Origin of the sequence: Clostridium sp. MD294, assembly GCF_000364165.2 — a bacterium.
Lineage (GTDB): Bacteria > Bacillota > Clostridia > Lachnospirales > Anaerotignaceae > Coprocola.
This window is the reverse complement of the sequence record NZ_CP097810.1, coordinates 2,274,871-2,286,819: the sequence shown is the minus strand read 5'-3', so window position 1 is coordinate 2,286,819 and position 11,949 is coordinate 2,274,871. Positions and strand designations below refer to the sequence as shown.

The window sequence follows — 11,949 nt, the reverse complement described above, 5'->3', positions numbered from 1 at the left end:
AAACAATGAATTATATTGGCACAAGAGATAATACTATTACAGCAACAGCTTCACAAGCAATATTACAAGGAATTTGTAAAGATGGAGGACTTTTTATACCAGAACAAATTCCTCAAATAGATAAAACATTATCAGAATTATCAAAATTAAATTATAAAGAATTAGCTTATGAAATATTAAAATTATATTTAACAGATTTTACAGAACAAGAATTAAAATATTGTATACAAAATGCTTATGATACAAAATTTGATACTCCTGAAATTGTACCACTTGTGAAAAAGGAAGATGCTTTATTTTTAGAATTATTTCATGGTAAAACACTTGCTTTTAAAGATATGGCACTTTCCATATTACCTTATTTTATGAAAACAGCAGCGAAAAAGAATGGTATAGAAAAAGAAATTGTAATATTAACAGCAACTTCTGGAGATACAGGAAAGGCAGCACTGGAAGGTTTTGCAGAAGTAGAAGGAACAAAAATTATTGTATTTTTCCCAGAAGATGGTGTTAGTGCTGTACAAAAACTGCAAATGACAACACAACAAGGAAACAATACTTGTGTTGTAGGTATAAAAGGAAATTTTGATGATGCCCAAACTGCTGTAAAAAGTATATTTACAGATGAGCAACTTTCAAATACATTAGAACAAAATGGCTATATGTTTTCTTCTGCAAATTCTATAAATATAGGTAGACTTGTGCCACAAATTGTATATTATTTTTATGCCTATATGCAGGCAGTAAAACAATGTGAAATAAAAATAGGAGATAAATTGAATTTTACAGTACCTACAGGTAATTTTGGTGATATATTAGCAGGATACTATGCCAAATGTATGGGATTACCAGTCAATCATTTTGTTTGTGCATCTAATGATAATAAAGTGCTTTATGATTTTTTTGAAACAGGAGTATATGATAAAAACAGAGCATTTCATGTAACAATTTCTCCTTCTATGGATATATTGATTTCCAGTAATTTAGAAAGATTTCTTTGCCATACTATAGGACAACAAAAAACAAAAGAATGTATGATAAAATTGCAAAAAGAGGGTAATTATAGTATAGAAGCAGTACAAAATAGTGAAATCTCTGGAGAATATGCTACACAACAACAAACTTATACTGCAATCAAACAGTTGTATGAACAAACAGGCTATGTTATGGATACACATACAGCAGTAGCTTATGCAGCATATCAAAAATATAAACAACAAACAAATGATGATACACCTATGGTAATTGTATCTACAGCAAGCCCTTATAAATTTACAAAAGATGTTATGATTGCATTAGATGAAAGCAATCAAAATAAAGATACCTTTTTACTTATGAAAAAATTACAAGAAGTATCTGGTGTAAAAATTCCTGCATCTATACAAGATATTGAAAAAAGAAAGGTATTACACAACAATGTATGTGAAAAACAAAATATAAAGCAATTTGTAACAAAATATTTATTAGGATAAAATAAGTTTTTTTGTACGAAATATAGTATATCATATTGTTTTAAAATGACAAATAATGTAATAATAAGGAGGAAAACAATGTTAGATTTTAGCGAAATACAAAAAGTAGATGCTGCTGTAGCAGATGCTATTGCACAAGAATTAGAACGCCAACAACACAATATAGAATTGATTGCTTCTGAAAATGTTGTTTCTAAAGCAGTTATGTTTGCTATGGGAACACCTCTTACAAATAAATATGCAGAAGGCTATCCAGCAAAACGTTATTATGGTGGTTGTGAAAAAGTAGATATTGTGGAAAATATTGCAAAAGACAGAGCAAAAGAACTTTTTAAATGCGACCATGTAAATGTACAACCACATTCTGGTTCACAAGCAAATATGGCAGTTTATTTTGCTATGCTTAAACCGGGAGATACTGTACTTGGTATGAATTTAGACCAAGGAGGACATTTAACACATGGCAGTACTGTAAATATTTCAGGAAAATATTTCAATTTTATTTCTTATGGTGTAGATAGCAATGGCATATTAGATTATGAACAATTACACCGTTTGGCAAAAGAACACAAACCGAAAATGATTGTAGCTGGAGCAAGTGCTTATGCAAGAATAATTGACTTTGAAAGAATTGGAAATATTGCCAAAGAAGTAGGAGCATATTATATGGTAGATATTGCTCATATTGCAGGATTAGTAGCAGCAGGATTACACCCATCACCAGTACCATATGCTGATTTTGTAACTACTACAACACATAAAACGCTTAGAGGCCCTAGAGGCGGTATGATTATGTGCAAAGAGCAGTATGCAAAAGAAATTGACAAGGCAATTTTTCCAGGAATACAAGGCGGCCCTTTAATGCACATTATTGCTTCTAAAGCAGTTTGTTTTAAAGAAGCATTAGAACCTTCTTTTAAACAATATTGTAAACAAGTTATTGAAAATGCTTCCGTATTATCAAAAACACTGATAGAAAATGGTATACCTATTGTTTCAGGTGGTACAGATAATCATTTGATGTTGGCAGATTTATCCAGTTTGAATATTACTGGAAAAGAAGCAGAAAAAATATTAGATGAAGTAGGCATCACAGTCAATAAAAATACGATACCAAATGACCCACAATCTCCTTTTGTAACAAGTGGTATACGCATTGGAACACCAGCAGTAACATCGAGGGGTATGAATGAAAATGATATGAAAGAAATTGGAGAAGTGATTGCACTTGCATTAAAAGATTTTGATAAAAATAAAAATGAAGTTGCAAAAAGAGTGCGTGCTTTAACAGACAAATATCCATTATACCAATAAAATAATAAAAAAAGAGTGTTTTTATAACACTCTTTTTTTATTTGCGTTAAAATATCATTAAAATGCATACATTAGAAATTAATTTTAATAATTGTAGAAAACAGCGTTTACTTTAAAAATAAATACAATATCAGTATTTTATAATAAAAAATAATCTCCTTTTGAATATACCATACAAAGTTTCAGGAGATTATTTTTTTAAAACAACATTATATTATTTATCAGAATGCTATTAAAATTATAAAAATATGTATTTACATATAAACAAAATAGCTAATATATACATAAGTGGTGTAATTTTATTTGCTTTTCCGCAACATAAATGAATAATAACATAAGACACTACACCTATAGCAATACCTTCTGAAATACTATAAGCAAGAGGCATAACAAGCATACATAAATAACATGGAATTGCTTCTATAGCATCATTAAAATCAACATTTAATATAGCGGATACCATTAAAAATCCTACAAAAATCAATGCAGGGGCGGTTGCAAATCCGGGAATAGCTGTAAAAATAGGTGCAAAAAATATAGCAGCAAGAAATAAAATACCTGTTGTCATTGCAGAAAGTCCAGTTTTTGCTCCAGCTCCTACACCAGCAGAACTTTCTACAAATGTTGTTGTTGTAGAAGTACCAATTACTGCTCCAACAGACGTAGCAACAGCATCTGCTAAAAGTGCTTGTTTGATGCGAGGAAGTTTTTCTTGTTTATCAAGCATACCTGCTTTTGTTGCCACACCGACTAATGTTCCTATAGTATCAAACATATCTACAAATAAAAATGCTAAAAGCACTATAATAAAATTAGCAATACTTACATTAGAAAAATCAGCACGAAAACATTGTCCAAATGTTTGTCCTAATGCAGAAAAATCAGTTAATGCAAATGTAGGGTAGAGTGAATAAAAACCACTTTCAATATTTGGTATATAAATACCTACTGCTTGACATAGCATACCAAGTACCCATGTTACTATAATACCAATCAATATAGAACCATTTACATTTTTAATATGAAGTATTGCAGTAATGATTAAACCTATTAATGCAAGTAGTGCACAAATTCCTTCTGTATGAAAATTAGAAGTAAAATTGATATATGTTAAAAGTGTAGCATCACTATTTATAATAATATGTGCTCCTTGCAATCCTACAAATGCTATAAATAAGCCAATTCCTGCACTGACTCCTTTTTTTAAACTGCTCGGAATGGCATTGAATACTGCTTCTCTTATATTAGTAAGAGATAAAATAATAAATATAATTCCCTCAACAAATACAGCAAGTAGTGCCACACGCCAGTCGTAACCCATTTCACCACATACAGTATATGCAAAATAGGCATTTAGTCCCATACCTGGTGCTAATGCAAAAGGATAATTTGCCATCAATGCCATTGCAATAGTACCAATAAATGAAGCAAGGCAAGTCGCTATTAAAATTGCTGTTGTATCCATTCCTGAAGCAGAAAGTATACTTGGATTGACTGCTAGTATATACGCCATTGTCATAAATGTGGTAATACCAGCAAGAATTTCCGTTTTCATAGTTGTTTGATTTTCTTTGAGTTTAAATAGCTGTTCAATCATTTTTTTCCTCCATTTCTTGACTAATAATATTATTATTTTACAATATGTATTATAGCATACATTATAAAATGCTGCTATATTTCTTATTTTTTCATAAAATAAAAAGTCACTAGTTTTGCTAGTGACTTTAAATAAAACAATTATTTTTTTAAAAACCACATTCTTCTCCAACAATAATTACTTTAACACGATTTGCAGGTCTACTTGTACGAGTAATTAAAACTTCTGAACAGATGCAGTCTGGTGAAGTACAGTTATGGCATTTTCCACTTGTTTTACAAGGTGTTTTAATATCAAAACGACCTGCATTGATAGGAGCTGCTGTAAATCTAGCTCTGGATATTGCTGCCTCTAAATTTTGTGCTATTTTATTGATGCCACAAATCACAATAACATTTTTAGGACCAAAGCAGATAGCAGCCAAACGATTACCATTTCCGTCAATATTTACAAGAATACCATCTTCTGATATAGCATTTGTACTTGTAATAAAATAATCTGTTGTCAAGCATTTTCTTTGTAATTCTGCTGTTTCTTCTGGAGTTTTTGCTAAATCTCTGTCAATAACAGTATAATTTCTTTCATGTATAGCTTGTGTTAAACCCATTTCTCTAATTGTAACAGAACCACCCCAACCTACAGAACTGCCTTCTGGAATTAATGACAATGCTTTTTGTAATGCCTCTTGTGTAGTAGTACAGTAATATGCTTCAAAATGTCTTTTTTCTAAATTTGATATTACTGTTTTTGCTAATAAAGCATTTCTTTTTTCAATCACTTCATTTGCCATATTTTATAACTCCCTTCTTAATGGATAAAAATTTATAATAGAATTGATATTTGAAACCATATTTTGAAATAATAAATCTACAAGTGCAATCGCTGTCATTGCTTCTACTACTACTACAGCACGAGGCACTATAATAGGGTCATGACGCCCTTTTATATTTACATTGATATTTTCACCATTTTTTGTAACAGTTTGTTGTGTTTTATATATAGAAGGTGTTGGCTTAAAAGCTAAACGAAATATAAGGGGAGAACCGTCGCTTATTCCGCCTAATATTCCTCCAGAATGATTTGATTTTTTTTGTATATCACCATTTTCATCTGCAAAAAAGGCATCATTATTTTGAGAACCTTTTAATTTTGATACAGAAAATCCATCACCAAATTCTACACCTTTTACAGCTCCTATAGAAAACAGTGCCTGCCCCAATACAGACTGTAATTTATGAAAAACAGGCTCACCAATTCCTATAGGCAAATTGGAAACAACACATTCTATTATACCACCAGCAGAGTCGTTTTCTTTCATACATTGTTGTAAATAAATTTCTGCTAATTCTGCTGCTTTGCTATCAGGCATAAAAAGTTTATTTTTTACAATATCCTCTTTATGAAAATTTTCTTCAGAAACTGTAATATTACCTATTGATTTTGTATAGGCAAATAAATCAATTTGTAAAGCAGACAGTATTTTTTTTGCAATCGCACCTGCGGCAACACGACAAAGTGTTTCCCTTCCAGAAGAACGACCACCGCCTCTATAATCGCGTATACCGTATTTTTTATCAAAAGTATAATCTGCGTGTCCGGGACGATAGTAAGAAGCAATTTCACTATAATCTGAGGAATGATGGTCTTTGTTATATACAAGCATTGAAATAGGTGTACCTGTCGTTTTTCCTTCAAATACACCAGAAAGAATATGTACTTCATCATTTTCTTGTCTTTTTGTACCATAAGGATTAGAGCCAGGTTTTCTTTTATCTAATTCTTTTTGAATATCTTCTTCAGAAAGAAAAATACCTGAAGGACAACCATCTACTACAACACCGAGAGCTTTTCCATGACTTTCTCCCCAAGTAGAAACTGTAAATAATTTACCAAATGTAGAGCCAGACAAATTTATTTCACCTCTTTTCATAGCAATATGTGTTTATTCTAACATAAAAGTATTTTTTTTAATAGCATTTTTTAACAGAATTGACATAAAAATTTGTTTCTTTCTATTAGCATTACTTTTTTTGTGTTATAATACATCTATGTAAAAATATGCAAAAGAGGGAATAAAATATGAAACAATTTAAAAAAAAGATATTAAAAAACAATCCTACTAGAAGTATTATATTTGGTTTTTTTGTTGTAATATTATTTGGCACCATATTGCTATCGCTACCTTTTTCAAGCCAAAATGGAGAAAGTGTAGGAGTATTAAATGCTTTGTTTACGGCAACATCTGCTACTTGTGTAACAGGGTTAGTTGTTGTAAATAGTATGAGTCAGTGGACAGCTTTTGGCAAATTTATATTATTTTGTTTAATACAAATTGGTGGACTAGGATTTATGACATTTATTGTGTTAGGCTCTCTTGCCTTACATAAAAAAATTACATTGTCAGATAGATTATTGATTAAAGAGTCTTATAATCAAAATAATATTGTAGGTATGGTGAAATATATTAAAAAAATTATATTTGGTACAGTTTTAATAGAAGGTATAGGAGCAGTACTTTTAGCTATTGTTTTTGTACCAATATTTGGTATTCAAAATGGTATATTATATGGTATTTTTCATTCTGTTTCCGCTTTTTGTAATGCAGGTTTTGACATCATTAGTTTAGAAAGCCTGATACCTTATGTAGACAATACTCTTTTAAATATAACACTTATGTTTCTCATTATTTTGGGAGGAATTGGCTTTATGGTTTGGATTGATACCATACGAGTATTCAAATTAAAATGGACAAAAAAATGGTCTTTTAAAACAGCAATTAAAAAGTTGTCACTTCATAGTAAAATAGTATATGTTTCTACTTTTCTACTTTTGCTATCAGGTATGATATTATTTTTTATATGGGAAAGTAACAATGTAAATACTATGGGGAATTTGTCTTTGAAAGGGAAGTTGTTGGCATCGGCTATGCAGTCTGTTACAGTAAGAACAGCAGGATTTAATAGCATTGACCAAGGAAGCATGACAGAGGTTTCAAAATTTATATCTATATTGCTGATGTTTGTAGGAGCTTCTCCAGGAGGAACAGCAGGAGGAATAAAAACAGTTACATTAAGTGTATTGTGGATTGCTGTACTTTCTGTTGTTCGTGGTAGTGACCACACACACGTTTTTAAAAGAAATATTTCTTTTTCAACATTACAAAAAGCATTAGCTGTATTTTTTATTAGTCTTACAATGGTGTTGTTTATTACATTACTATTAAGTTTTACAGAAAAGAATATGCCTATAGAACATAGTTTTTTAGATATATTATTTGAAACGGTATCAGCACTTGGAACAACTGGTGTTACAACAGGAATTACACCCTATTTATCAAAAGCAGGACGTGTTATTATTATTATTGCGATGTTTATGGGTAGAATAGGGCCTATCAGTATTGTGATTGCACTGACTAAAAAACAAAATCAAAAAAAATATCAATTACAATATGCAGAAGAACAAATTATAGTAGGATAAAAGAAAGAGGGAAAATAAAACTATGGTAATTAAAAAACAATTTGCTGTATTAGGATTAGGACGTTTTGGAAGAAGTATTGCGAAAACATTGTCAGAAAATGGTGCAGAGGTACTTGCTGTAGATAATAATATGGAATTAGTACAAGACATATCAGAATATGTAACACACGCAGTAATGGCAGATATTACAGATGAAGCAGATTTGCGTAATTTAGGGCTTGGAAATTTTGATGTTGTTATTATAGCCACAGGGAGTCATTTAGAGTCGAGTGTATTAGCGATATTATTAGCCAAAGAAATGGGAGTACCTTATGTTATTGCAAAGGCATTAGATGAAAACCATAAAAAGATATTAGAAAAAATTGGTGTAGATAGAGTGATATTACCAGAGAGAGAAATGGGAGTTCATATTGCAAATAAATTGTTATATGGTAATTTTTTTGAATTAACTGAAATTTCTGATGATGTAAGCATAGCAGAAGTTATTCCAAAAAAGGAATGGATAGGCAAAAGTATTATAGAGTCAGATATTCGTGCAAAATATGACTTGAATATTATTGCAATTAGACAGCATGAAGATATTATTGCCTCTCCAAAACCAACATATGTTATTTGTGAAAATGATGTATTGATTGTATTGGGTGAAAATATAAATATACAAAAATTTTTAAATAAAAAAGGGTGAAAAAATTGATTGAAAGTGTTCAGAATAAATTAGTAAAAAAAATAAAGGCATTGCAACAGCGTAAAAATAGAGAAAAAGAATGTTTATTTATAGTAGAAGGTATTAGATTTGTGCAAGAAATACCAGTAAATGATAGTATACTTTTTTATGCAGTTTCAAATACATTTCAAAAAACAAATGACATTACTATTTATGAAAAGAGAAGTAAAGTGTTTGTTTTTTCTGATGATGTATTTCGTAGTGTTGCAGATACACAACATACACAAGGTATATTAGCAGTTTGCCAAAAAAAGGAAATCAATTTAAACGATTTTAAATTAAAACAAAAAGGCTTTTATATTTTAGCAGAAGAAATACAAGACCCTGGAAATTTAGGCACAATGATACGTACAGCAGACGCTTGTAATGTAGATGCTATTTTTTTGTCAAAGGGGTGTGTAGATTTATATAATGCAAAAGTGTTGCGTTCTACTATGGGTTCTTTATTTCATGTACCTATTTTTAGTAATGTAGACTTAGAAAAGTGTATTGATAGTATGAAACAAAAAAATATTACAGTTTTTGCTGCACATTTAAAAACAGAACAATATTATTATACTGCTGATTTTAAAAAGGGTTGTGCTTTTTTAATAGGAAATGAAGGAAAGGGTATTACTGAAACAATAGCAAAAAAATGTGATAAACTGATTAAAATTCCTATGATTGGACAAGCACAATCTCTCAATGCTTCTGTTGCAACTGGTGTATTGTTATATGAAGTCGTTAGACAAAGATTGTTGTTGGAAAGGTGACTATATGAAAATATTTAAAAGATTACTCTGTTTTGTTTTTATGTTAATGCTATATTTATATTGGCAAGATAATGCTATTGTCGTTACAAAATATAAATATCAAAATAAAAAAATACCAAAATCATTTTATGGATATCGTATTGTTCAAATATCTGATTTACAGAATAAAACATTTGGAAAGCAACATAAAAAATTGATTTCTGTTATCAAAAAGCAATGTCCTGATAGCATTGTAATTACAGGTGATTTGTTAGATAGAAATCGTACAAATATTCCTGTAGTAATGAAATTGATAACACAAATAGTAACGATTGCACCTGTTTATTATGTTTCTGGTAACCATGAACATCAGTCAGGCCAGTATAACGAATTGATTTCTGCTTTGAAAAAAAGTGGTGTTTTTGTATTAGATAATCATAAACAAACTATTACAAAACAAAATGAAACAATATCTATATTGGGTATAAAAGATAAATCAGTAAATGCAAATTATCAAAAAATATTGTCTGTATTGTCTACTGTAGAAAAAACAGATTTTCAGATATTGCTTTCTCATAGACCAGAATTACTTTCTATTTATAGTCAATATGATATAAATATTGTATTTACAGGTCATGCTCATGGTGGACAAATTCGTATTCCTTTTATAGGAGGTATATTTGCACCACATCAAGGCTTTTTCCCAAAATATACAAATGGTATTCATACACAAAACAATACTACAATGATAATTAGTAGAGGACTTGGAAATAGTACATTTCCATTTCGTGTCAATAATAGACCAGAAGTAATTGTTGTTACATTAGTAGGGGAGGGCAAATAATATGAGTAAAGTCTATAGTGCTATTATGGGTTTGGTGGTGGGAGATGCTTTAGGCGTTCCTGTAGAATTTCAACAACGAGATACTTTTAAAATTACAGATATGATTGGATATGGAACTTATAGACAACCTGCTGGTACGTGGTCAGATGATAGTAGTTTGACACTTGCAACAATGGAGAGTATAAGCAGATTAGGTAAAATTGATTTATCAGATATTATGCAAAATTTTTATAAATGGTTGCATAAAGCAGAATTTACACCATTTCAAAATGTATTTGATTATGGTATGACTACTTATAATGCAATATTGCATTATGTGCAAGGAGAAGCACCTGAAAATTGTGGTGGTAAAGAAATTATGGATAATGGAAATGGTGCTTTAATGCGTATATTACCACTTGCTTTTATTCCACATAGTGATGATGATATTTATAAAGTAGCAGGGCTGACACATGCCCATGAAATTTCACAAAGAGCTTGCTATTTGTATTTGCTTGTTGCTAAATATATTTTAGAAGGAAAAGACTTTCGTATGATATTTGAAAAAAAGGATATTTGGAAAAAAGAATATAGCAGAGTATGTGAAATAAAATATTTAAAACGAGAAGATATAAAAAGTAGTGGTTATGTAGTAGATACATTAGAAGCTGCTTTTTGGTGTTTGTATCATACAGATAATTATAGTGATTGTGTATTAAAAGCAGTGAATTTAGGCGATGATACTGACACTGTAGCAGCAGTTGCTGGTGGACTTGCTGGCTTACTTTATAGTTGCGATAGTGATAAGGGTATTCCTGATAAATGGATTTCACAAATTCCACGTAAAGAATGGATAAAAGAATTGTGTAATGAATTTGAGAATAAGTTTAAACAAAAAAATTCGTATAAATGGTATAATGAATTTTTAAATAAATTTAAAAAAATATAATTTGAAAATAAAAGAGCTTATGATATAATAACAACATTATGAAAAAATAAGAGAGGAAGATGTTTATTATGGAAAAAAATCCTATTGTTACGATTGAGATGGAAAATGGTGCAATTATAAAAATAGAGCTATATCCAGAAATTGCACCAAACACTGTAAACAATTTTATTAGTTTAGTTCAAAAGGGATTTTATAATGGTTTAATATTTCATAGAGTAATAAAAGGTTTTATGATACAAGGTGGTTGTCCTGATGGTACTGGAATGGGTGGGCCAGGTTATACTATTATTGGAGAATTTGATTATAATGGAATTACAAATACACTGCAACATAAAGCAGGTGTTATTTCAATGGCACGTTCTATGATGCCAAATTCTGCTGGTTCTCAATTTTTTATTATGCACGAATATTCTCCTCATTTAGATGGACAATATGCAGCATTTGGAGAAGTCATAGAGGGTATGGAAGTAGTAAACGATATTGCAAAAGTCAAAACAGATAGAAATGACAGACCGAAAACACCTCAAGTAATGAAAAGTGTAACAGTAGAATTATTTGGTGAAACATATCCAGAACCAGAACACTTTGAAGGATTTTAAATGATACTATAATTAAGATGAGCGAAAATAATATATTTTTCGCTTGTCTTAAAAAAAATACAATAAAAATGAAAAAAATACAAAAAATAGCTTGCATTTGTAATATAGGTGTGTTATTATAATGAAGCGGTAAGGAAGTAACAAAAAATATGCGGATGTGGCGGAACTGGCAGACGCGCTGGACTCAAAATCCAGTTATGGTGACATAGTGTGGGTTCGATTCCCACCATCCGCACTCAAAATGGTTTGAATATTCAAGCCAT

11 protein-coding genes and 1 tRNA gene are annotated in these 11,949 nt (G+C 30.3%); 9 read left to right on the top strand and 3 right to left on the bottom strand.

What is annotated here, in order from left to right; all coding sequences use genetic code 11:
- The first annotated feature begins 5 nt into the window (after nt 1-5).
- The gene (thrC, locus tag C820_RS11355) at nt 6-1,472 is read left to right on the top strand and encodes a threonine synthase (RefSeq protein WP_004033751.1); all 1,467 of its coding nucleotides are present in this window, start codon (nt 6-8) and stop codon (nt 1,470-1,472) included.
- A gap of 78 nt (nt 1,473-1,550) precedes the next feature.
- The gene (gene glyA, locus C820_RS11350) at nt 1,551-2,786 is read left to right on the top strand and encodes a serine hydroxymethyltransferase (RefSeq protein ID WP_004033752.1); all 1,236 of its coding nucleotides are present in this window, start codon (nt 1,551-1,553) and stop codon (nt 2,784-2,786) included.
- Nucleotides 2,787-3,024: 238 nt separating this feature from the next.
- Here glyA and C820_RS11345 read toward each other — a convergent pair whose 3' ends face one another.
- The 3 genes from C820_RS11345 to aroC form a co-directional block, all read right to left on the bottom strand.
- Entirely contained in the window at nt 3,025-4,383 is a 1,359-nt protein-coding gene (locus C820_RS11345; protein WP_004033753.1) for an NCS2 family permease, read from the bottom strand.
- Between the two features lie 148 nt (nt 4,384-4,531).
- Nucleotides 4,532-5,173, bottom strand: a complete 642-nt coding sequence (locus tag C820_RS11340; protein WP_004033755.1) for a lactate utilization protein — start codon at nt 5,171-5,173, stop codon at nt 4,532-4,534.
- A 3-nt stretch (nt 5,174-5,176) separates the two neighbouring features.
- The gene (gene aroC, locus C820_RS11335) at nt 5,177-6,292 is read right to left on the bottom strand and encodes a chorismate synthase (RefSeq protein ID WP_004033757.1); all 1,116 of its coding nucleotides are present in this window, start codon (nt 6,290-6,292) and stop codon (nt 5,177-5,179) included.
- A gap of 170 nt (nt 6,293-6,462) precedes the next feature.
- Here aroC and C820_RS11330 point away from each other — a divergent pair, with 170 nt between their 5' ends.
- From C820_RS11330 to C820_RS11300, 7 genes are all read left to right on the top strand, one after another.
- On the top strand, nt 6,463-7,860 hold the full coding sequence (locus tag C820_RS11330; RefSeq protein ID WP_004033759.1) for a TrkH family potassium uptake protein: 1,398 nt from the start codon (nt 6,463-6,465) through the stop codon (nt 7,858-7,860).
- A gap of 22 nt (nt 7,861-7,882) precedes the next feature.
- The gene (locus C820_RS11325; protein ID WP_004033761.1) at nt 7,883-8,545 is read left to right on the top strand and encodes a potassium channel family protein; all 663 of its coding nucleotides are present in this window, start codon (nt 7,883-7,885) and stop codon (nt 8,543-8,545) included.
- A 5-nt stretch (nt 8,546-8,550) separates the two neighbouring features.
- Nucleotides 8,551-9,336: a TrmH family RNA methyltransferase gene (locus C820_RS11320; RefSeq protein WP_004033763.1), complete on the top strand. Its 786-nt coding sequence runs from the start codon at nt 8,551-8,553 to the stop codon at nt 9,334-9,336.
- A 4-nt stretch (nt 9,337-9,340) separates the two neighbouring features.
- Complete coding sequence (locus tag C820_RS11315; protein ID WP_004033764.1) at nt 9,341-10,159, top strand: metallophosphoesterase; 819 nt, start codon at nt 9,341-9,343, stop codon at nt 10,157-10,159.
- Between the two features lies 1 nt (nt 10,160).
- Nucleotides 10,161-11,087, top strand: a complete 927-nt coding sequence (locus C820_RS11310; RefSeq protein ID WP_004033766.1) for an ADP-ribosylglycohydrolase family protein — start codon at nt 10,161-10,163, stop codon at nt 11,085-11,087.
- Nucleotides 11,088-11,155: 68 nt separating this feature from the next.
- Entirely contained in the window at nt 11,156-11,686 is a 531-nt protein-coding gene (locus C820_RS11305) for a peptidylprolyl isomerase (protein WP_004033767.1), read from the top strand.
- Nucleotides 11,687-11,837: 151 nt separating this feature from the next.
- Nucleotides 11,838-11,921, top strand: a tRNA-Leu gene (locus C820_RS11300).
- Nucleotides 11,922-11,949 lie beyond the last annotated feature (28 nt).

What these genes read in the sequence shown, in the direction of transcription:
- C820_RS11315 (WP_004033764.1), top strand. Translation starts at nt 9,341, where the DNA reads ATGAAAATATTTAAAAGATTACTCTGTTTTGTTTTTATGTTAATGCTA.
- glyA (WP_004033752.1), top strand. Translation starts at nt 1,551, where the DNA reads ATGTTAGATTTTAGCGAAATACAAAAAGTAGATGCTGCTGTAGCAGAT.
- C820_RS11325 (WP_004033761.1), top strand. Translation starts at nt 7,883, where the DNA reads ATGGTAATTAAAAAACAATTTGCTGTATTAGGATTAGGACGTTTTGGA.
- C820_RS11340 (WP_004033755.1), bottom strand. Translation starts at nt 5,173, where the DNA reads ATGGCAAATGAAGTGATTGAAAAAAGAAATGCTTTATTAGCAAAAACA.
- C820_RS11345 (WP_004033753.1), bottom strand. Translation starts at nt 4,383, where the DNA reads ATGATTGAACAGCTATTTAAACTCAAAGAAAATCAAACAACTATGAAA.
- C820_RS11305 (WP_004033767.1), top strand. Translation starts at nt 11,156, where the DNA reads ATGGAAAAAAATCCTATTGTTACGATTGAGATGGAAAATGGTGCAATT.
- thrC (WP_004033751.1), top strand. Translation starts at nt 6, where the DNA reads ATGAATTATATTGGCACAAGAGATAATACTATTACAGCAACAGCTTCA.
- C820_RS11310 (WP_004033766.1), top strand. Translation starts at nt 10,161, where the DNA reads ATGAGTAAAGTCTATAGTGCTATTATGGGTTTGGTGGTGGGAGATGCT.
- C820_RS11330 (WP_004033759.1), top strand. Translation starts at nt 6,463, where the DNA reads ATGAAACAATTTAAAAAAAAGATATTAAAAAACAATCCTACTAGAAGT.